Below are 21,652 nucleotides of genomic sequence, written 5' to 3'. Positions count from 1 at the left end.
AAATCTCAACACAAGGTTCCCAATCTTTTACCTTTGCGTGTGCTTCCCTTCATCGAATCTCCACACACGCCCCGTACCATCGGGGCAAGGAGACGAATGGAGGTTGAAACCCATGCTCATGAAGGGATTGAGCGTCGCCGCGGCGGCGGTAGTCGTCGCGGCGGGTGTCGCCGCGTGGCACGCTGAGCAACATCCCCATGCCCCCGCGCAGGCCGCGGCGAGTGCGCAAGGGGCGAAGCCCGCGGGCACCGTCACAGTGTACGCCGCGCTGACCCAGCAGAACGCGCAGGCGCTGGCGCAGGCGTTTGAGGCGTACGATCCGGCCGCGCGCGTGCAGATGGTGACCACGGGCACGGGCGCGCTCGTGACGCGGCTCGAGTCGGAGGCCAAGGCGCACGCCATCGGCGCGGATATGGTGCTCTTGGCCGATCCGACCGCGGCGGACACCTTGGCCGCCCAGGGCATTCTCTCGCGCGAGAAGCCGTCTGCCGCAAGCCACCTGCCGAGCGCGGATCAGGGCGCGAATTGGGTGGGGGCGTACGTGTTTCACGACGTGATCGTGTACCACAAAGGCATGTCCCTGCCTGTGCCCCGTTCGTGGCGGGACCTCACCAACGCCGCGTACAAGGGCGAGGTGGAAATCGGCGATCCGTCCTATTCCGGCACCACCATGGCGTTTGTCGGCATGATGGAGACGCGCTACGGCTGGAACTACTTTGAGACGCTGAAGCAGAACGGCGCGGCGGTGCAGTCGTCGGTGAAGACCGTGGCGGACGACGTCGCGAGCGGCAAGGTGGACGTGGGCATGACCAACGACAGCGCCGCGTTCACGCTCGTGAAACAAGAATCGCCCATCGGTGTGGTGTGGCCGCAGGACGGCGCCATCGTGGTGCCGGGGCCTCTGGCGTTCGTCAAGGGGCACGAGACGCCGGTGGCCAAGGCGTTTGCCAACTGGCTCCTGAGCCCGGCCGGTCAGAAGGTGGTGGCGTCCGTCGGCCTGTCGCCCGTCCTCGGCGCGTCTCCCACGGTGCCGAAGGGCGCGTCGCTGACGCAGGTGCCCTGGGCGCAGTTGGAACGAGACCGGGCGAACATCCTCCGCGAGTTTGCCCAGATCTTCCGATGATGTGGCGCACCTCGTGGCACACCGCGGCCGGCACGGCCGTGCTCGCCGCGGCCGCCGCGGTTCTCTGCGTTTACCCTGTGTTCGATCTCGCCGTTGAACTCCCGTCGGCGGCGGTCCTCGCCTCGACCCTCGGCCCGCTGTGGAACGCTCTGTGGACGAGCGCCGTATCGAGCGCCATCGCGAGCCTCGTCGGCATGGCCTGGGCCGTAATGCTCTCCGGGGCCGTACGCAGGGGGCGCGCGGCCCTTCACGCCATCAGCCTCCTGCCCCTGTGGACGCCCCCGTTCATCGGCGCGTTCGCACTCGGCGACGCGTACGCCCGGGCCGGCCTCCTGGACCAATGGGCGCACGTCCACGTGGGCTGGCTGTACGGGCCGTGGGGCGTCACGGCGGCCCTCGCCATCCACGCGGCCCCCATCGGCTATCTGAGCGGCCTCACGGCCATCGCGGCGATGAACGTCGAACCCATGTGGGCCGCGCGATCGTGCGGGGCCGGCTGGTTCCGGGCGTTCTGGGCCGCGTTTCGGCCGGTGGCGCTGCGGCCGCTTTGCGCCGCCTGGGCGCTCTCGTTCGCGTTTGCCCTGGGCGACTTCGGCGTCCCCTACGAACTCGGCGAGCCAAGCGGCTTTCGCACGGCGGCCACCTCCATCTTCGCCAACCTGTCCACGGGCGGCACGCAGGGATTCACGGCCGCCACGTGGCAGGCGTTTGAACTCATGGCCGTCGGCGCGCTGGCGGTGACCGTGAGCCGAGGGGTCATGCGGTTTGATCCCGGCCTCGGCACGTCTGCCCCCGGCGCACCGCCGCTGCCCCTGTTCCCCAAGCGCGCTCGCGCGATTTCGCTCGCCGCATACGCGCTGTACGTGGCGACGACGAGCGGCCTGCCGCTCGCCGCCCTTGTGCTCACCGCGCTCACGCGAGCCTACGGCCTGCCGCCCACGCCCAGGAACTGGGACGCGGCAGGACTCCTCTCGCCGCTCGTCAGCGCGTGGCCCGCACTCGTGCACACGGTCGTACTCGCAACTGTGGCCGCCGCCGTGATCGCCTTGCTTGGGCTTGTCGCCGCGGAGGCCGTGCCTGCGTCCGCGATGGCGCGGGCGGCCCATCTCGCCCTCTGGCTCCAGTATGCGGCGCCTGGAACGGCCGTGGCCGTCGCCATCCTGGTGGCGTTCGGGCACGCGCTGTACGGCACGTGGTGGATCCTAGGTCTTGCCTACGTGGCGAAGTTCTACGGCCTCGCCGACGCCATCGTGGCAGCTCGCCGGAACGCGCAGCTGGACCCGTGGCGCGCGGCGAGATCGTTTGGCGCAGGGCCTGCGGGGGCGTATGGTGCGGCGATTTGGCCCGCCATCCGACCCGCGGTGCGCCAGGTGGCGCTGCAGGCGCTCATGTCCGGGTTGTACGAGGTGACGCTCGCGAGTTTGCTTTACGGCCCGAACACCCAGACCATCGCCGTGGCCGTGCTGTCCGCGAGCGAAGGCGGCGATGTCCGTACGGTCGCGGTCCTGGCCGTGTGGATGACGGCCGCGAGCTTCGCCCTGGGACTCTTGGCGCTGCGCGAACCGAAAAGGCGGCGAAGCCAGGGCCTGTCGCAGCTTCGCATGGCCATGCCGGCCGCACCCCTCGAGGAGGTGAAGCTCGGATGAAGGATTCGAACGCGCATCGCCTCTCCGCGGCCGGCGTCACGGTGGCGCACGGCCAGCAGGTGGCGGTCAGACGCGCGTCGCTGACCATTGGGGCGGGCGAGATCGTCGCGCTCGTCGGGCCGTCTGGCTCGGGCAAGAGCACGCTTCTCGGCGCCATCGCGGGGTTTTATCCCATTCAATCGGGCGCCATCTGGATTGGCGAGGAGATGGTGGCCTCGCCCACGCTCTCGCTTCCGCCGGAGCGCAGGCGGGTTGGCATGGTGTTTCAGTCGCACGCGCTCTGGCCGCAGTGGATGGTGGTGGACAACGTGGCCTATCCACTGCGCAGGCGGGGCATGGCGCGCCTTCTGGCGCGGCGCGAGGCGGAATCGGTGCTCGCCGCGGTGGGCATGGACGCGTTTGCCGCGCGCTATCCGTCGGAACTCTCCGGCGGCCAGCGCCAGCGCGTCGGGCTCGCGCGGGCGCTCGCGTCGAGGCCGGAGCTGTACTTGTTCGACGAACCCACCGCGAGCCTCGATCCGGCCAACCGCGAAACCTTCATGCACGAGGTGCGGGAGCGGATTCGACAGACGGGGGCGGCCGCGCTGTACGTGAGCCACCAAGCGGACGAGGCGCTGTCTTTGGCGCACCGCGTGGCCGTCATGATGCACGGGGAGATCCTGCAGGTGGGATCTCCCGCGGAGGTGTACGAGAACCCGCGCACGGCCGAGATCGCCCGGCTTTTGGGGCCGGCCGCGTGCGCGACGGGCGTGGTGCGCGAGGTGAACGGGAGCGGGCAGGCGCTTGTGCAAATCGCGGACAGCGAGCAGACGGTTCGACTGACGTCCGCGCCGCGCTCGGCCGATCTCGGCCGCAGGACGCTCATGATGAGGCCGGAGTGGTGCGAACTCACCGCCGACGACGAGGCGTCCCTGCCTTGCCGCGTGGTGCGCGTGCAATACGTGGGGCACCGGACGCTGTACGAACTCGAGTCCCTCGCCGGGCGGCTCTTGGCGAGTCACGTGGGCCCGCCGCAATACCAGGAAGGGCAGCGCGTGGGGTGGAAAGTGCGGCGCGCCTGCGTGATGGAAGGATGAGTGCGCAGGGCCCGGTGCCCTGCGCGCTCGCGCATGCTTCGAAGCCTCAACGCAACATGGCGAAGACCGCGATCGTGTTTAGCGCCATCAAAACGTGTTGGACCGTGTGGTAAGCGTCCGGCACAGTCCTCCTGTCGGATTTGGGAAGCAAGTACACATTGTCACCGAATGCGTCGTCATAACGTCGAAGCCTTTCATCCGAGGCACCGGTGATCCACGAAAGCCAATGAGCACGGAACTGGAGAAAATCCCACACAGGAAACAAAAACGCCATGATCGGGATCACGAAATACCATCGCTTCAAGCTCCCGATAAAGTACAGGATCAGCATGCATTCGAGCAGGATGTACTGCCAAGCGTCGCGATCCTTCCACTTGACTCTCCCGCAGAACCGGTTGATTCCTATGAATAAGAGACTAAACCACGCCATCAACAGCCCTGAAAGGATGTCGGTCACAACTGCCATGCGCATCTCCCCGGGTCACCCGTGGTTGACAGGCCATCGGGAAGCTTCAGCCTCCCACTCGTTTTATGAAGCAACGGGAACAAACACGAGCGAGACCGTCTGGTGTTTGGCATCGGTCGCCGTCTGAGACCACTGCAGGGGTTGTGACGCCGAGATATAGAAAACGGCATTGCGCTCGTCCTGCTCAAAATCGACCGTTTGAACGAGACTGTTGCTCGCTTGGCCGTAGGTCACCGTCGTCGATGGCAACGCGATATTGCAGCAGTTCGGAATCACGAGCTCATACAGCGACGCGTGATCGCGTTTTCCCAGCGCTCGCCATGTTAAGGCGGACATCCAGAAACTGTAGTTTCCCTCCCTCTCCCGCGTCGCAAGGCCCAAGTCCATCACGAATCGCTGGGCATCATCCTCAGGGACGCGGATCTGCATGATTTGCCAAAATTCAGATACTCCAGGAGCGGGCGGTTGCGGCTGGTACCCGGTGGGACTCCCGCATCCGGCGAGCCATGCCGCAGAGGCGACGATGGCAACTGCCATGCGGAGCCGGCGAATTCGGCGCACAGGGATTCCTCCTTGCCTGTGGACTTCGTTTACAATGGATTGCAGGGAAACACGACAAAACCGACAGGGGGAATGCAGTTTGATCCATGAAACGCCGATTCATATTCGTTACAGCGACACCGACTTGAACGGCCACGTGAACAATGCGGTCTACGCCACCTATATGGAGGAGTCCCGCATCTCCTTCCTGCAGGAGGTGTTCCCCGGCCAGCGGCTGCCGCTCGTCATCGCCTCGCTGCACATCGACTTCCGCCAGGAGACGCGCTATCCTGAGCACACCGACGTGGTGGCGCGCACGTGGCTCACGCGGCTCGGGAGATCAAGCTTCGAATTCTTCTGCCAAATCTGCAGCGTCCGCGGCGAGGTGATGTGTGAAGGCACCGCGGTGGTCGTCCACTACGACTTCGAGAAGCGGAAATCCGCTCCGCTGCCGGACTGGGCGCGCGAAAAGCTCCTGCCCTACGTCCGCGAGCCCGAGGAATCGAACGTCGGCGTGTGAGCGGAACAAGGCGCGTCGCCCGCGCCTCGCCTTCACGAGCCCAGAACCCCCGACTACTCCAGCAGCGCCTCCCACAGCGATCCGCGCCGGACGGGATCGCCATGCGCGGGGCAGACCCAGTCAAACGACAACCTGCCCACGTCCGCGAGCGACTGCCTGAGCGCCGCCTTGTCCCAGGTGAGGAAGGACGGCGACTTCTTCAGTCGGCCCCCGCGGGTCGTGACGAGATCACCCGCCAGAAGCGTGTCGCGCGCGATGAGGCAGACGTGCCCGGGCGTATGTCCGGGCGCGGGTACCACCTCCAGGCCGCCCACGTGTGCGCCTGGCTCGAGCGCGCGGTCCACCTTCGGCCGTTCGACGCGCATCAGCCCGGCAATCGCGCGGCGCACGCCCTTCGGCTTCTCGGCGCCCTCGATGTACGGAATATCCGGCGCGGGTGCCCAGAGCGTCGCGCCGGAGAGCTCCTTCAGCCGCTTGGCGTTGCCGATGTGATCCACGTCCAGGTGCGTCAGGACGATGTGGGCGAGATCGCCCGGCTTCAGGCCGAGGGACGCGAGCGCCTTGACCATCGCGTCCGCCCGCCCAGGCATGCTGGTATCGACAAGCACAGGCTCGTCGCCCAGCACAAGGTAGCTGTAGCTTCCCTTGGTGCACTCCAACAGGTGAATCTTCGGCGCGATTTCCACGCTCTCCGCCTCCCCGCCTCACACGAGCGTCTTCGCCCACTCCTCGACGGTCATGACGTCGGCCTGCCGCGGGAACACCTTCTCCACGAGCACTCGGTGCACCTCCGGATCGGCGTCCAGGCAGGCGTCTTTCAGCACGATCAGCGCGTAGTCCTTGTCCGCCGCCTCCCGCAGGGTGGAGAGCACCACGCCCGATGTGGCGATGCCGCAGAGCACGAGATGCGTGATGTCCTTGGCGCGCAGAATGACCTCCAGGTTGCTGCCGGCAAACGCGCTGACGCGGTACTTCGTGACCACCGGCTCGCCCGCCTCTGGGCGCACCGATTCGTGAATCTGCGTGGAGTCGGCGCTCACCGTCATGTTGCCGGCCTGCGCGAGGTGCGCAAACATCTTGTTGCGCGGGCTCGCCTCCGGAAAGCCTTCACTGAAAGCCACCCGCACAAAGATGACCTGAATGCCCGCCTTGCGCGCAGCCGAGACGGCCTCCTGAAACGGGCGCATGGCGGGTGCATCCTGGATGTACCGCGAAACGATGCCGTTCTGGACGTCCATCACCAAAAGCGCCGTTTGTTTCACATCCGATGCCATGATCCTTCTCCTTTCGCGCCATCGCGGCCCGCGCTCCGCCGGCGGGCCCGAACTCATCAAGGCCATCATACCGCGAATCGCGGGATGCGCCCAAACGCGACGCACCTTTATCCGAAACGACCGCCACTTCGCACGGTTTCGTCTTCCATTCCTTTGTGCAACATGGACTCGAATCCAAGGCGAGATCCAGCAAATTGACACAGGAGATTCGTCGACGGGTGTCGAATCTGCGTCGAATGGTTCCGAGCATGGAAACGTGCTCGGTAGCAAATGCTTGCGTTGATCGGATCCATTCTCAAGGGGGTTCAACACATGCAGAAGCGGATTTGGCAGAGCGGCCTCTCCATCCTGGCCGCGGCCGCCCTCGTCGTGGGGTGCGGCACCAACAACTCGTCGAGCGCTACCAACACGTCCAACAACGGCAGCACGGGCAACACCACCTCGACGAGCGGCAAGACCATCAAGGTCGGCCTCGTGACCGACACCGGCGGCTTGAACGACAACAGCTTCAACCACCTGGCGTACGTCGGCATGCAGGAGGCGCAGAAAGAGCTGCCCAACATCCAGACGAGCGTCGTCCAGTCCCAATCCGAGTCGGACTACGTCCCGAACCTCAGCCACTTCGCGCAGGATGGGTACGATCTCGTCATCGCCGTAGGCTACCTCATGGCGGACGCGGTGCAACAAGTGGCCAAGGAATACCCAAAGACGCACTTCCTCATCATCGACGATAGCATCACAGGCATTCCGAACGTGGCGAGCGCCATCTTCCAGTCGCAGCAGGCCGGTTATCTCGCGGGCGTGGTCGCCGGCATGGTGCAGAAAAATCATCTTCTGAAGAACATCAACAGCCACAACACCGTCGGCGTGGTCGGAGGCCAGGAGATCCCGCCGGTGGATACGTACATCGCGGGCTTCCAGCAGGGGTTCCACAGCGTCGATCCGACGGGCAAGGTCATTGTCGAATACACCAACTCGTTCAGCGATGAGGCGGCGGGCAGCCAGTACGCGCAAAACGAAATTGCGCAGGGCGCCGACATCATCTTCCCGGTGGCTGGCGGCACCGGCATCGGCTCCATTAAAGCCGCGCAGAGCGCGAAGGTCTACGCCATCGGCGTGGACACGGACCAGTCGTATCTCGCGCCCGGCACCGTCATCACGAGCGCCATCAAGCGGGTGGACACGTCCGTGTTTGACACCATCAAGGCCGTGCAGGACGGCACCTTCAAGAGCGGCGTGAACACCTTTGATCTTGCGAACAACGGCGTCGGCATTGCGCCGCTCATCTCGGGCCTGCCGAAGTCGGTGACGGACGCGGTCAACCAAGCGAAACAGGAGATCCTAAGCGGCAAGATTCAGGTATCCGCCACCGTGCAGAAGTGAACGGCGGAAGGGCGGCGCTTTCGCGCGCCGCTCTTCCCACGACTTGGAGCTCTTCACTTGGAGGCGATCCCGGCTTTGGAACCTGTGTTGGAAGTCGTGGACCTCAAAAAATGGTTCCCAGGCGTCAAGGCCAATGACGGCGTAAACCTGACCGTGCAAGCAGGGGAAGTGCACGCCATCCTCGGCGAAAACGGCGCCGGCAAGTCCACCCTGATGAAGGTCATCTACGGCCTTCTGGAGCCCACATCCGGCGAGATCCGGCTGTTTGGACAGCCTGTCCACTTCCGCAGCCCGCGCGACGCCATTCTCGCCGGCATCGGCATGGTGCACCAGCACTTCATGCTCATTCCTGCGCTCACCGTCGCCGAAAACGTCGTCCTGGGCGACGAACCGGGCGGGCTCCGTTTTGACCGCCGAGAAGCTGTTCGGCGCGTCCGCGAACTGTCCGAGCGGTATGGCCTCGCCATCGATCCCAACGCGAAAGTGGGCGATCTCACCGTCGGCCTGCAGCAGCGCGTGGAGATCCTCAAGGCATTCTACCGGAAAGCGCGCGTGCTCATTCTGGACGAGCCGACGGCACTCCTCACGCCTCAGGAGACGCGGGAGTTGTTCAACATCATCCGCGCGCTGAAGGCCGAAGGCGTGCCCGTGCTCTTCATCAGCCACAAGCTGGACGAAGTTCTGGAAATCAGCGATCGCGTCACGGTCATGCGCGCGGGAAAGACGGTGGAAACGCTCGAAACGAAAGGTGCGACGCCGCAGATGCTCGCCAACCTCATGGTCGGCCGGGAAGTCGTGTTGCGCGTGGAGAAGCCGCCCATGGAGGCCGGATCGCCCGTTCTGGAAGTGCGAAATCTGCGCGTCCGGTCGGCGGATCGGCACGAGCGCGTGAAGGGCGTGAGCCTGACCGTCCGGCGCGGCGAAATTCTCGGCATCGCGGGCATCGACGGAAACGGGCAGTTTGAACTGGCGGACGCCATCGCGGGCCTGTTGCGCGCGGAGGCAGGGCAGATTGCGCTCGACGGGCGGGACATCACGCACCTCTCCCCCGCGGACCGGACGCAGCTCGGCATCGCGTATGTGCCGCAGGATCGCCAGCTCGACGGCCTCGTTCTCTCGTTCGATCTCGCCGACAACATCATTCTCCGCGACTTTCGGAGGCCGCCGTTTTCGCGGCGCGGCATCTTGAACCGACGCGCTGCCGAATCGTACGCCAAGCGGCTGATTGAGGCGTTCGACGTGCGCCCGCCCGATTTCCGGCGCAAGGCCTCGGAGCTCTCGGGCGGCAACCAGCAAAAGGTAATCCTCGCCCGCGAAGTATCGCGAGATCCGCTCGTCCTGATTGCGGCTCAGCCGACACGAGGGCTGGACGTCGGCGCCATCGAAGGCGTGCACCGCCAACTCGTCCGGCTGCGCAACGAAGGCAAGGCGGTGCTGCTTATCTCGCTGGAACTGGACGAGATCCTGAGCCTGTCGGATCGCATCGCCGTGATGCATGACGGCGAGATCGTCGGCGTGGTGAATGGGGCGGAGGCGACGCGCGAGCAGCTCGGCCTCATGATGACGGGCCGGCGCGCGAAGGAGGGTACGGCGTGAAGGCGCTTCAGTCGATTCTCTTGCCCGTGGCCGCGAGCCTGGTGGCCATCGCCATCGGTGCCATCCTGGTGGCGGCGCTCGGGTACAATCCGGTGTCCGTGTACGGATCGCTCATCTCGGGCGCGTTCGGCAATCTCGGCAATTTGGGCAATACGCTCACGGCGAGCCTACCACTCATCATCATCGGGCTTGGCATTGCCATCTCGTTTCAGAGCGGGCTGTTCAACATCGGCGCGGACGGCCAGTACTGGATCGGCGCGACGGCGGCGGTCTGGGTGGGTTACCACTTCACGTCCCTGCCCGGCTGGCTGCACATGCTCTTCTGCCTCGTCGCCGGCATGATCGCGGGCGCGCTGTGGGCAGGCATCGTGCCCGGGCTCACGAAGGCGTTCGTTGGCGCGCACGAGGTCATCACCACCATGATGATGAGTTACATCGCGATTTTGTTCGCACGCTACCTCATTGAGGGCGGGCCGATGCAGGAGAAGGGGTATATCCCCCAGTCGCCGCTCATCGCGTCGAACACCCAATTTCCTTATTTCACGCAAGGGTTTGCGCGATCCCAGCTGTCGCCCATCTCCATGCTCATCGCGGCGCTCGCCGTGATCGTCGCGTGGTTCCTGCTGTACAAGACGACGCTCGGATTTTCCCTGCGATCCGTCGGCCTGAACGCGCGCGCGGCGAAATACGCCGGCATCCGCGTCAAGTTGCACATCGTGATCGCGCTCGCGCTGTCGGGGCTCTTCGCCGGCCTGGCGGGGGCGGTGCAAATGCTCGGCGTCGATCATCAGCTGCTCGATGGCTTTTCGTCGAACTACGGCTACACGGCCATCGTGGTGGCGCTTCTCGCGCGCAACAACCCGCTCGCCGTCGTCATCTCGGGCCTTTTTTTCGGCGCGCTGACCACGGGCGGTCAGAACATGCAGATTGTCTCCAACGTCCCGGCTTCGCTCACCAATGTGCTGACCGGACTCATCATCTTCTTTGTCGGATGTGAACGCATCATCCCGCAGGTGATCGGTTGGTATCGGCGGCGCCGCTCCACGAGAGCCCAGACGCCCGCAAGCTGACGAGCCGATTCCCGGATTGTGAAAGGAGGCGCACGGATGGTCTTCTCCAACCCCGAAATTTGGGCGCTGACCTTGTCCATGGCGATCCCGCTCGCGCTCCCGGCCGTCGGCGGCACGTTCTCGGAGCGCACGGGCGTTGTTAACATCGCGATGGAAGGCATCATGCTCATCGGCGCGTTCTTCGGCGTCGCATTCTCGTACTGGACCGGGAACGCGTGGATCGGGCTTCTGGCCGCCATCGTGTGCGGCGCACTCACCGCGCTCGCGCTCGCCTGGGGCGCGATTCACGTGTCCGCCGACCAGACGGTGCTCGGCATGGGCATCAACATCTTCGCCGCGGGCCTGACGACGTTCTTGCTCAACACGCTCTTCGGATACAACGGCACCCCCGTGAACACGCCGAAGCTGCCGTCGGTGAGCATCCCGGGCCTGGATCGCCTTCCGTACATCGGCGTGATTTTCACGAACCAGAGCGTGCTCGTGTACATCGGGATCGTCCTGATTTTCCTGTCTCACTGGTTCCTGTTCTCCACGCGACTCGGCCTGCGGATGCGATCCGTCGGCGAGAATCCGCTCGCGGCGGACACGCTCGGCATTCCGGTGTGGCGGCTGCGGTACTTCGGCGTGGTCTTGAGCGGCGTGTTTTCCGCCATCGGCGGGGCGTATTTGTCCATCGGCATTCTGAACGGGTTCACGTCCAACATGACGAGCGGCCGCGGGTACATCGCGCTCGCTGCGATGATCTTCGGCAAGTGGACGCCGCTCGGATCGTTCGGCGCGGCGCTCATCTTCGGTTTTTCCACCGCGCTCGGCATCGTGCTGCAAGGCCATGGCGTGTCGTCGAACATTCTGCAGATGATCCCGTACGCGTTGACCATTCTCGCGCTGACCGGGCTCATTGGCCGATCCACGCCACCAGCGGCGGATGGCATCCCGTACGAACCGCGGAGATAATGCGGAGAATCAAGGAGAGGCGTCGCTCCACGCGAGCGGCGCTTTTGTTGTGGGCGCGTGTTACAATGTTCTGGAGATTGCCGGGAGGAGCCGTTCGGATGCACAGGCCCATTTGATCCATCTCGTCGGGGGAAGCCCCGTCTGCAACCATTTGCGAGCTTCCAGCAGGGGGCTCCTGACGAGGTGACAACTGAACATGAGAACATACGGGTGGTACCGACGTCGCAGTCTGGCACTGTTGATGGTGGCGGATGGGATTTCGGTCTTGGGCGATCAGGTGGGCTGGATGGGGCTTTTGTGGTCCACGATGACCCTGACCAAGAACGCGCAGATCATGGGATGGCTGGGGCTTGCCTTCGGCCTGCCAGCCGTCGCGCTCGGCCCCACCGTTGGGCACGTCTTGGACCACACACCGCACAAACGGGCGCTCATCACATCCCACGTCATGCTCGGCGCTTTGTTCGCATCCATCGCCGTGCTGGAACGTCTGCACGTGCTTCCTGTGTGGGCGCTTCTGATGTTCGCGATTGCGGCAGGCTGCCTTACGCCGTTTTCGACCATCGGCTGGAGCGTCGTCATTCCAAATATTGTCGCGGATGATGAGCTTGGCTCCGTCAATGCGCTCATGGAGATCCTGTGGAACGGCGCAGCCATTCTGGGACCGGCCCTTGGCGGATTCGCCATCGCGCGCGTAGGTAGCTCCGCGGCCTTGTTCGCGGACGCAATTTCGTTTTGGCTCGCGGCGCTATGTGTTGGAATGGCGAAGGTACCCGCGCAGGCGAGGCATGCGCCGATGACGAAGTGTCAAGTGGCGCGATCGTTTGTGCAAAACACCCTCGAGGCCATGAAGACGTTGTACGCGCTGCGTCCGGTCTGGTGGATCACCATCGGCGCGTGGGCGCTCAATCTGGCGTACGGCGCGCTTGACATCGAGTTACCTCTCCTGACACACCGACAGTTTGGTCGAGGTGCCTGGATCCTAGGCAGCCTTTGGTCCACCTATGCCATCAGCTCCATTGCTGGAGCGGCGTTCAGTGGCTGGATGTCCAAGAGACGCAGGACCGGCGTAGTCATGGCGATGATGATCATCGGATGGGGCGCGGCGTTCGCGCCGCTGTTCTGGATCCACGCCTTCACGCTCATCTACGTGTTCCTCGCCTGCGCCGGACTCCTGTTTGGCGGGTATCCACCGCTGGCGCGGACCGTCGTCCAGCGCTCTGTGCCGACGCAGGTCATGGGACGCATCATGGGCCTACGGGGCTCACTGATTGCACTTGGTCCGCCTCTCGGCTCGTGGGTCGGCGGCGTGTTGGATAGATGGCTCAGTCCGTCGGACGCCATCTCCCTGGTCGGTATGGCCGTTGTGGCACTCGGATGCTGGCTTGGCTCACGGAGTGACTTTTGGAGGATAGAAGCTTAAAAGCGGAATGCATCACGACGATTCAAGAGGGCGGATGATTCCCGCCCTCTTTGTCGTGATTGGGGGGCGCCGCGTTTCAATAGGGCCGCCGACGATCTCGGCGGATCAACGCATCGCTTCCTTTCCTTCGAGTTTGGCCGCCACCAAGCTTCAATGGGGCCGCCGACGATCTCGGCGGATCAACGCCACTGCCACCGGATGTCCGTGTTGATCGTCAGCATGCTTCAATGGGGCCGCCGACGATCTCGGCGGATTAAGCCATACGACTGGGTGGGCATCTTCTGGCTGGCGGTGCTTCAATGGGGCCGCCGACGATCTCGGCGGATTAAGTAGCTCGACGCAAAGGCGGTCGTATTGGTCGTCCGGGCTTCAATGGGGCCGCCGACGATCTCGGCGGATTAAGTTTTACTGAATGCGTATCGAGCTGAAATCATACTCAGGCTTCAATGGGGCCGCCGGCGATCTCGGCGGATCAACGTTGCTCCGCTCGTATTCGATGGCGTAAAAGCGCTCTCGCTTCAATGGGGCCGCCGACGATCTCGGCGGATCAACGAGAATCGCTATGTCGCAAACATCAAGCCGAATTTTGCTTCAATGGGGCCGCCGACGATCTCGGCGGATCAACGTACCCCAGCCTGACTCCAGTGCCCACTGACCGAGCACGCTTCAATGGGGCCGCCGGCGATCTCGGCGGATTAAGCCCGGCAGAATTGAGTGGTTCTGACGCAGATCCTTGGGCTTCAATGGGGCCGCCGGCGATCTCGGCGGATTAAGATTGTTCCTCTATGACAGATGTATCACAAATGGTTATAGCTTCAATGGGGCCGCCGGCGATCTCGGCGGATTAAGCCGCGCGTCCGTGACATGCTCCGCGCTGACCTCGCGCCGCTTCAATGGGGCCGCCGACGATCTCGGCGGATTAAGTTTTCGAGCGCCCCGACAAACGACGACTGAAAAAACGAGCTTCAATGGGGCCGCCGACGATCTCGGCGGATTAAGACCATTGATCACTACACGTGGTTCATCATGAACTCACGCTTCAATGGGGCCGCCGACGATCTCGGCGGATTAAGGCGACGTGGCAAACGAGAGGGTCAAGGAACTGATGGCTTCAATGGGGCCGCCGACGATCTCGGCGGATTAAGTGTATGGCTATTCTCTAAGTAACTCACAAGCGCCAGCTTCAATGGGGCCGCCGACGATCTCGGCGGATTAAGATTTGAGAAGGGTTACTCCCGTCCCCGATACATACGCTTCAATGGGGCCGCCGACGATCTCGGCGGATTAAGAACGTTGAAGTTCCGGAGCAGCCTCCTATTGTCGTATCTGCTTCAATGGGGCCGCCGACGATCTCGGCGGATTAAGCTCTTCCGCAATAAATCGAATTGGATTAATATGATGTTGCTTCAATGGGGCCGCCGACGATCTCGGCGGATTAAGCTCCGCCTCCTCCGCGAGCTTGCCCGCCTCGATCTTGCTTCAATGGGGCCGCCGACGATCTCGGCGGATTAAGAATGATGAGTGTATTCACATCCGCACACTGGGCACGTGCTTCAATGGGGCCGCCGACGATCTCGGCGGATTAAGGTCGGTCCAACTACCGCCGTTGTGTTCATGGCGCGCTTCAATGGGGCCGCCGACGATCTCGGCGGATTAAGGTAATAAAACCGCATGAACCGCCCGCCCCAAGACCCGGCTTCAATGGGGCCGCCGACGATCTCGGCGGATTAAGGCTACTCTCCTGAGCCCGCTCCTGGCGCGGCTTTCCGGGCGAAAATCGCGAACCTATGCATCGCGCGTCCTTCACACGCCTTCCAACTGCCCTCATCATACCCGCTCACCGCCCAAAAATCCAGTCCCCACGCGGAATCTTTGCATTTCGCGAACCCCCCGGGTTTTCGCCATCGATTCAGGTTCGCGCTCCTTACCCCCGCCGCTTCTCCATCACTGCGGTGATCCACGGCACCACACGCGCCGTTTCGCCCTGAACCGAGCCCTTCAATCGCAGGCGTCCAATCATCCCGCTCTTGATCGTCCCACCTGCTACCCTCCGGCTACTCACGAAAAAAAGGGGGCCGCACCGGGCCCCAAAGTGAGTGCCATGCCGAGTTGGAACCATCCTCGCAGAGCGCCGAGATCGCTGGGCTCGTGAGCCCGTCGGCTCCGGAGCCGTCACGCCTCCACAAACTGCTCCTCCTCCGTGGAGCCGGTGAGCGCCGTCGTGGACGAGAGCCCGCCCGACACCACCTGCGCCACTTCATCGAAGTAGCCCGTGCCCACCTCCCGCTGATGGCGTGTCGCCGTGTAGCCACGGGCCTCCGCCGCGAACTCCTGCTGCTGCAGGTCCGAGTACGCCCCCATGCCGCGCTGGTTGTAGCCATACGCGAGCTCGAACATGCTGTAGTTGAGGGCGTGGAAGCCCGCCAGGGTCACGAACTGGAACTTGTAGCCGAACGACGCGATGATCTCCTGGAACTCCTCGATGGTCTTCGGATCGAGCTTCTTCCGCCAGTTGAAAGAGGGCGAGCAGTTGTAGGCCAGAAGTTTATCCGGGAATTCGGCCTTGATGGCCTCCGCAAACCGCTTCGCTTCCTCGATGTTCGGCTCGGACGTCTCGCACCAGATCATGTCCGCGTACGGCGCATAAGCGAGTCCGCGGGCAATTGCGGCCTCCAGCCCGCCCCGGAACCGGTAGAACCCTTCCGGCGTGCGCTCGCCGGTGATGAACCGCGCGTCGCGATCGTCGACATCGCTCGTGATGAGGAACGCGCCGTTGGCGTCTGTGCGCGCCACGATGACCGTCGGCACGCCGAGCACATCGGCAGCGAGACGGGCGGCCGTCAGATTCCGCACCGCGTGCGACGTGGGGATGAGCACCTTGCCGCCCATGTGACCGCACTTCTTCTCCGATGACAGCTGATCTTCGAAGTGAACGCCCGCGGCGCCGGCCTCAATCATCATCTTCATGAGTTCGAACACGTTCAGCGGCCCGCCGAAGCCTGCCTCGGCGTCGGCCACAATCGGCACCATCCAGTCGATGTCGCCCTTGCCTTCCGCGGTCTGAATCTGATCCGCGCGCAACAGCGCGTTGTTGATGCGCCGCACGAGGCTCGGCACGCTGTTGGACGGATACAGGCTCTGATCCGGGTACATATGCTCAGCCAGGTTGGCGTCCGCCGCCACCTGCCAGCCGCTGACGTAGATGGCCTTCAGCCCCGCTTTCACCTGTTGCACGGCCTGGTTGCCGGTCAGGGCACCGAGCGCGCGAATGAAGCCGTCTTCATGGAGACCCCGCCACAGCTTCTCCGCGCCCATCTGCGCGAGTGTGTGTTCAATGTGCACCGATCCCCTGAGCCGAATCACGTCTTCGGCCGTATAGGCGCGCTCGACGCCTTTCCAACGAGGATCCGTCTTCCAATGCTGCTCCAGTTCCGCCGCCGTTTTGAAGTATGTCATCTTCCATTCCCCCTAGATTCCATGTCGCGGCGCCTTTGACATCGCGCCTGTCTCATTCCTGTTTCATGCCGAGTCACTTCACGCTGTGCCAAGATTCCGAGAACAAGTCCGTGAAATGTGCGTTACAGATGCGAGGCGGTTCGCTCATTCCCGTCTGTTTCTCTCATCTCCCCTCGGCCTGAGGCTGCTGTTCTGGCACAATTGTATTAAAACAATGCCTGGTTTGTGAATAGTGTTTTGATACAGGTTGTGTGACAAATTTGTGACGAGTCTGAAAACAATCGCTTGCTCGCCGAGCGGCGCAGTCACCCTCCTCGCGCGCCGGGCGATTTTCTTGCAAGTTGTACACCAAATCTTTGCAAACTCCTCACAAACAGTTCATCCTCGCTTGCTACGCTGCGCATAAAGACCTCACGCACGTTCTCATGCTAGATCCGAACCTACGGGGAGGAACCGCATGCGCACGCAGATCGCAGTCATTGGACTTGGCTATATTGGCTTGCCGCTCTCCCTCGCGCTCTGTGAGCGCGGCGAGACGGTCATCGGCGTCGACGTGGACGAGCGCAAGGTGAACGAGCTCCGCGCCGGCGTGACGCACGTGATGGAGCCGTACCGCGGCGAATCCCTCGAAAGCATCCTGCGCCGGCACCTCGAAAGCGCTCGGTTCACCGCCACAACATCGCTGGCCGAAGCCGCCGAGCGCGCCGACACGTTCATCGTCACCGTCGGCCTTCCGGTGGCGGGCGACGTCGTCGACAAAACGCTCCTTCTCGCCTGCGTCAACGACTTGGGCCGCGCTCTTTCCCCGGGCGATCTCGTCCTCATCCGCAGCACGCTTGTCCCCGGCATGATGGAGGGCGAAATTGTCCCCCGCCTCGCTTCGACGAGCGGCCTCGTTCCGGGCAGGGACTTCCACGTGGCCTACGCGCCGGAGCGGGTCGCCGAGGGCCGCGCGATGGAAGAGTTCCAGACCCTCGATGTCGTCGTGGCGGGCCTGACAGACGCGTGCGCCGATCGCGCCATGGCTGTGCTCGCCCGCCTCACGGACGGTAGGTTGCACAAGACGAGCCTTCGCGTCGCCGAACTGTCCAAAGTCGTGGAAAACGCGCAGCGCGACGTCAACATCGCCTTGGCGCACGAGCTCAAGGTGGTCGCCGAGCAGCACGGCGTGGACGTGTACGAGCTCATCCGCATGGCCAACACGCATCCGCGCGTGCACCTGCTCGAGCCGAACATTGGCGTCGGCGGCTTCTGCATCCCCAACGCGTACGCGTACCTCGCGGCTTCGCTCACATCGGAAGAGCATATCCCGCTCTTTTCACTGGCTCGCCAAATCAACCTGACGGCGCCGCACCGCGCCGCGCGCCAACTTGACGAGGCACTGCGCCAGATTGGCAAGCGGCTTTCGGGCGCGCGTGTGGCGCTTCTGGGCCTTGGCATGAAGGACGGATCGAACGACATCCGCCAAAGCCCGGCCATCCACTTCGCCGAGATCCTCGCCGAGCGCGGCGCCGCGGTGACGGCGTTCGATCCGACGGTCGATCCGTACTTCCCCTTCCAGGCGCCGTCGCTCGAAGACTGCCTGGCGAACGCGGATGCCGTGGCCGTCGCCGCGTGGCAGGCGGAGTTTGACACAGCGCCTTGGCCGGACCTTCTCGCCCGCGCCCGGCAGCCGCTCGCCGTGCTGGATCTCAAGCGCCGCCTCGTACCAAGTCTGAAACAGGCGGGCTGGCAGATCCGCGGCGACAGCCACCTGCCCTACATCGCCGTCTCGGCCCCACACGTATCCGCCACGCGAGATTGCGCGGTGGAGATGGTGCCATGAAGCGCCGCCACGCCCTTATCATCTGCCACGACTTCCCGCCGGTCGGCGGGATCGCCGTGCAGCGGCCGCTCAAATTTGCCAAGTATCTCGGGGAATTCGGTTGGAAGGTCACCGTGCTCACGGCCGATCACGTCTACAGTGCGACGCCCGATCCGTCGCTCCTCGACGAGATCCCTGGGGACGTGCAGATTGTGCGCGTCACGGATCCTGTATCCAAACAGCTCGCGCGCTGGTCGGGGCGCATCGTGGGCGATGGCTCGACGCCCGCGCCGCAGGCGTCCGCCCAGGCGCGGCTCCCCCTGTGGAAGCGACTCGCCTGGGGCGCGTGGAAGTGGGCCCAAGAGCACGCGCTCATTCCGGACGAATCCGTGGTGTGGGCGATTCGGGCGGGCTTCGCGGCCCGGCGCATCGTGCGGCAGCGCGTCATGGACTGCATCTACACGACCTCGGGGCCGCAGAGCACGCAGCTTGCAGGCCTCATCGCTTCGGCGTTCACGCGGACGCCCTGGATTGCGGACTTTCGGGATCCGTGGACAGACAACCTGCACTTCCACCACCGCGGGTGGCGCGCCGCCCTTGAGCGGCGGCTCGAGCGCATGGTCTTCGCCCGCGCAGCGGCCATCGTGACGGTCACAGACGGCTTCTGGCGGCTGTTCGCGGCCAAATACCCGCGTCGCGCGCTCGACATCCACGTCATTCGAAACGGCGTGGACGAGGCGGACTTTCCGCCCGCGCCCGCCAGGCGGCGCAGCGAAGGGGAGCCGTTCACGTTCTTCTACGGCGGCATCCTGTACTCCGGCCGATCCGCCGACGCCCTGTTTCAGGCCGTGCATCGCCTGCTTCAGAGCGGGCACATCGCACCCCATCGCATCCGCATTCAGTTCGCGGGCGTGCTTGACTACCCCGGCCATCATCACCACGCGCGCCTCATCCGGGAGCTTGGGCTTGAGGCCGTGATCGAGCCGCTCGGCTACCTCCCGCGCCGCGAGGCACTCGCCCGCATGCTGGCCGCCGACGCGACGCTTCTCATCGGCGATCAGTCCGAGCAGGCCAAGGACTACGTCCCCGGCAAGCTGTACGAGTACCTGTACGCCGGACGCCCCATCCTTGCCATGCTCCGCGAAGGCGAAGCCGCCGATCTCATCCGCCGCGAGCAGGCCGGCATCATCGTGCCGCCGGACGATCCCGACGCCATCGCGCAGGCCATGCTCCATCTCATGGCGCAGCCTGCCACCGAGCGGCGCGCGTGGAATCCGGCCTACAGCCGCCGCGCGCAGGCGCAGCAACTCGCCCGCCTGATGGACGACGTGCTGGCGGTCCAAACCGAGTCCACCGCCTGGTCCATGTCCTGGGATGGGTGACGGTTGTGTCCGCTCGCTCCCACATCGCAACGCAAGGCCATCCAGCCGGAAGGCCCGCCGTCGCGGCGGGCCCTCTTCTCGCGTTCGCCCAAGCCCATGGCGACCTCGGCGTGCTATAATTTCTCCAACCCTTCATGGACAAGGATGATAGCGTGGCTATCCAAGGATGGTTCTCTCGCGCCGCCGCCTCCGCGGCTCTCCTCGGCGTTTGCGCGGTTTCCACCGCGTGTGGCTCGCCCACCGCGCCGTCGCAGTGGATGCTCATCAACCACTGGATGATTGACGCCGTGACCACCAAGCAGGCGCCGCTCGCGCTTCAATGCCTGCTCATCGACGTGAACCCCACATCGCAGAGCGTCGTGTCGTCCGCGCAGCTTCAGGCGCCGGGCCTGCACACGCGTTCCTTTTCCCAGCAGGAACTTCAGCTCGCCAACGACACCCTTGAGTTTCAGCTGCACTTCAATGCCGTGGCAACGCGATCCATACGCGGCGCGGAGCCCACGCTCACCATCGCGACGCCAAATTGGACGCACACCTTCTCGTTCGGCGAGATGGACGTCACGCTCGTGCCGAAGCGCGTGGGGTGGCTCCTGCCCCTGCGCAGCTTCGCGGGCGAGAGCGGTGCCTTTGCGACGTCCCACGTATTCGCCATGGCGGTCAAGAACCCGCTTCCCCACGCTGTCACGTTTGACGGTTTCGCCGTGGGCGGCGGCGTCGACGTCGAACGCACCGCGTACGTGATCAATCCGAAAGAGATACCCCTCACCATTCCGAAACAGGCGAAGGACGTCCGCGCGCCCATCGCCATCGCCCCCGGTCAGACGGTGGCGCTCTACTGCGCGTTCCGCCAGCCGTCCGCCTACCGGAACGTGTATTTTCAACCCGCGCTCCAACTGTCGTATGAAGGACAGCCCGGCTACGAGCTGACCAATCCGGCGCTCTACACGGAGACGAAGTTCAAGGGCGATCCGACCGCCATCTACCCGACGGTCAACGGCTGATCAAGAGCCGAGGCGCCATCGCACGAGCGACTCGACGAGCGGTTCCGCCATGTCCCGCCCCCTGAGCTGGCGACGCCACCTTTCGGGGATGCCCGACGCTCCGAACGCGACGCCGGCGAGTCCGCCCGCCACAGCCGCGTTGGTGTCCGTGTCGCGGCCGAGCTGAATGGCGCGCCTGACCACCCGCTCGTAGCTTGTCTCTTCAAGGGCCAGGCGAGCCGCGTTGAGCGTGTGCACGACGTAGCCGTCGCCGTTCGTGACAGGCGGATCGTCTGGACGCACCTCTTGTTCCAGAGACCGGCGGTAGGGAGAATCCTCCCCGTAAAGGCCGCGCAGCGCCGCGATGGCACCCTCGTACGCTTCACCCCGCGCCTGCCCATCCAAGATTCGCCTAGCCCACAGGCAGTAGACGGCGCAGCACACCTGGTTGGTGATATGACCGTGCGTCACGCGCGCCTGCCGGTGCGCATCTTCAACAAGCGCAGCATCATCTCCCCGATGCCACAGCGCGAGCGGCAGGACCCTCATCAGCGCGCCGTTGCCCTTCCCCTCCGGCCGCACATTGCCCGCGCGTTCCGGTTCCACGCCGCGCTTCATCTCCTGAATGGCCAGTTTTGTCTGCCACCCAATGCCAAATGCTTGTCCGTCCACCGTCCAAAGGCCTTCGTCATGCCACGCGATGAGCCGCGCGGCGAAATCCGCCGGATCGAACCGACCGCACGTGAGAAGCGAGTCGAGCAGACACAGCGCCTGCGCACCATCGTCGGTCCAAGTGCCCGGTGGCACCACGGCCACCCATTCCCCAGGCGGCCCCTTCATGTCAATTTCGCCCTCAGGCGGTATTTCCTCGGGTTGAAGTCCGACATAGGGCTCGCCGAGCGCATCACCCACAAGCAACCCCCACATGCCGCCGCGCAACCTGTCGTGAAGTGCGATCATCC

Annotated in this window: 18 protein-coding genes and 1 CRISPR repeat array; of the genes, 12 read left to right on the top strand and 6 right to left on the bottom strand. The window is 64.3% G+C overall.

What is annotated here, in order from left to right:
* The first annotated feature begins 112 nt into the window (after positions 1-112).
* The 3 genes from AACI_RS00230 to AACI_RS00220 are packed head-to-tail and all read left to right on the top strand — an operon-like array spanning position 113 to position 3,845.
* The gene (locus tag AACI_RS00230) at positions 113-1,123 is read left to right on the top strand and encodes an extracellular solute-binding protein (protein ID WP_012809500.1); all 1,011 of its coding nucleotides are present in this window, start codon (positions 113-115) and stop codon (positions 1,121-1,123) included.
* Positions 1,120-2,769, top strand: a complete 1,650-nt coding sequence (locus AACI_RS00225) for an ABC transporter permease (RefSeq protein ID WP_012809499.1) — start codon at positions 1,120-1,122, stop codon at positions 2,767-2,769. The genes AACI_RS00230 and AACI_RS00225 overlap by 4 nt, the downstream gene beginning before the upstream one ends.
* Entirely contained in the window at positions 2,766-3,845 is a 1,080-nt protein-coding gene (locus AACI_RS00220; RefSeq protein WP_012809498.1) for an ABC transporter ATP-binding protein, read from the top strand. Before AACI_RS00225 ends, AACI_RS00220 begins: the two co-directional genes overlap by 4 nt.
* 46 nt (positions 3,846-3,891) lie before the next feature.
* Here the strand turns inward: AACI_RS00220 and AACI_RS00215 are convergent, their stop codons facing one another.
* Both AACI_RS00215 and AACI_RS00210 read right to left on the bottom strand, forming a co-directional pair.
* Positions 3,892-4,311, bottom strand: a complete 420-nt coding sequence (locus AACI_RS00215; protein WP_012809497.1) for a hypothetical protein — start codon at positions 4,309-4,311, stop codon at positions 3,892-3,894.
* Between the two features lie 63 nt (positions 4,312-4,374).
* A complete protein-coding gene (locus AACI_RS00210) occupies positions 4,375-4,872 on the bottom strand; it encodes a hypothetical protein (RefSeq protein ID WP_012809496.1) in 498 nt (165 codons plus the stop codon).
* A 79-nt stretch (positions 4,873-4,951) separates the two neighbouring features.
* Between AACI_RS00210 and AACI_RS00205 the strand changes: the two genes are divergently transcribed.
* A complete protein-coding gene (locus tag AACI_RS00205; RefSeq protein ID WP_012809495.1) occupies positions 4,952-5,371 on the top strand; it encodes an acyl-CoA thioesterase in 420 nt (139 codons plus the stop codon).
* Between the two features lie 53 nt (positions 5,372-5,424).
* Here the strand turns inward: AACI_RS00205 and AACI_RS00200 are convergent, their stop codons facing one another.
* Positions 5,425-6,057 (bottom strand): MBL fold metallo-hydrolase, encoded by a 633-nt coding sequence (locus tag AACI_RS00200; protein WP_012809494.1) that lies wholly within the window; start codon positions 6,055-6,057, stop codon positions 5,425-5,427.
* An 18-nt stretch (positions 6,058-6,075) separates the two neighbouring features.
* Complete coding sequence (locus tag AACI_RS00195) at positions 6,076-6,645, bottom strand: cysteine hydrolase family protein (RefSeq protein WP_012809493.1); 570 nt, start codon at positions 6,643-6,645, stop codon at positions 6,076-6,078.
* A gap of 312 nt (positions 6,646-6,957) precedes the next feature.
* Between AACI_RS00195 and AACI_RS00190 the strand changes: the two genes are divergently transcribed.
* The 5 genes from AACI_RS00190 to AACI_RS00170 all read left to right on the top strand — a co-directional run bounded on the left by AACI_RS00190 (position 6,958) and on the right by AACI_RS00170 (position 13,068).
* Positions 6,958-8,028, top strand: coding sequence for a BMP family lipoprotein (locus AACI_RS00190; RefSeq protein WP_012809492.1), 1,071 nt, complete (start codon positions 6,958-6,960; stop codon positions 8,026-8,028).
* Positions 8,029-8,103: 75 nt separating this feature from the next.
* Entirely contained in the window at positions 8,104-9,624 is a 1,521-nt protein-coding gene (locus AACI_RS00185) for an ABC transporter ATP-binding protein (protein ID WP_041707715.1), read from the top strand.
* A complete protein-coding gene (locus AACI_RS00180; RefSeq protein ID WP_012809490.1) occupies positions 9,621-10,694 on the top strand; it encodes an ABC transporter permease in 1,074 nt (357 codons plus the stop codon). The genes AACI_RS00185 and AACI_RS00180 overlap by 4 nt, the downstream gene beginning before the upstream one ends.
* Before the next feature lie 36 nt (positions 10,695-10,730).
* Complete coding sequence (locus AACI_RS00175; RefSeq protein WP_012809489.1) at positions 10,731-11,648, top strand: ABC transporter permease; 918 nt, start codon at positions 10,731-10,733, stop codon at positions 11,646-11,648.
* Positions 11,649-11,844: 196 nt separating this feature from the next.
* On the top strand, positions 11,845-13,068 hold the full coding sequence (locus AACI_RS00170; RefSeq protein WP_012809488.1) for an MFS transporter: 1,224 nt from the start codon (positions 11,845-11,847) through the stop codon (positions 13,066-13,068).
* 73 nt (positions 13,069-13,141) lie between these two features.
* A CRISPR array of direct repeats spans positions 13,142-14,800; the repeat unit is 37 nt; unit sequence GCTTCAATGGGGCCGCCGACGATCTCGGCGGATTAAG.
* 440 nt (positions 14,801-15,240) lie between these two features.
* Here AACI_RS00170 and aceA read toward each other — a convergent pair.
* Positions 15,241-16,524: an isocitrate lyase gene (gene aceA / locus AACI_RS00165; protein WP_012809487.1), complete on the bottom strand. Its 1,284-nt coding sequence runs from the start codon at positions 16,522-16,524 to the stop codon at positions 15,241-15,243.
* A gap of 457 nt (positions 16,525-16,981) precedes the next feature.
* On the opposite strand from aceA, the gene AACI_RS00160 reads away from it, so the two are divergent.
* From AACI_RS00160 to AACI_RS00150, 3 genes are all read left to right on the top strand, one after another.
* Positions 16,982-18,349, top strand: coding sequence for a nucleotide sugar dehydrogenase (locus tag AACI_RS00160; RefSeq protein WP_012809486.1), 1,368 nt, complete (start codon positions 16,982-16,984; stop codon positions 18,347-18,349).
* Positions 18,346-19,710, top strand: coding sequence for a glycosyltransferase family 4 protein (locus AACI_RS00155; RefSeq protein ID WP_012809485.1), 1,365 nt, complete (start codon positions 18,346-18,348; stop codon positions 19,708-19,710). Before AACI_RS00160 ends, AACI_RS00155 begins: the two co-directional genes overlap by 4 nt.
* 152 nt (positions 19,711-19,862) lie before the next feature.
* The gene (locus tag AACI_RS00150) at positions 19,863-20,711 is read left to right on the top strand and encodes a hypothetical protein (RefSeq protein WP_012809484.1); all 849 of its coding nucleotides are present in this window, start codon (positions 19,863-19,865) and stop codon (positions 20,709-20,711) included.
* On the opposite strand, the gene AACI_RS00145 is transcribed toward AACI_RS00150, so the two are convergent.
* Positions 20,712-21,650 carry an ADP-ribosylglycohydrolase family protein gene (locus AACI_RS00145; RefSeq protein WP_012809483.1) on the bottom strand — a complete coding sequence of 313 codons (939 nt, stop codon included), beginning with the start codon at positions 21,648-21,650 and terminating at the stop codon, positions 20,712-20,714.
* Positions 21,651-21,652 lie beyond the last annotated feature (2 nt).

The sequence above is a fragment of the Alicyclobacillus acidocaldarius subsp. acidocaldarius DSM 446 genome (genome assembly GCF_000024285.1).
GTDB lineage: Bacteria > Bacillota > Bacilli > Alicyclobacillales > Alicyclobacillaceae > Alicyclobacillus > Alicyclobacillus acidocaldarius.
The sequence above is the reverse complement of the archived record's forward strand: the minus strand, read 5'-3'. Positions and strand labels throughout refer to the sequence as shown.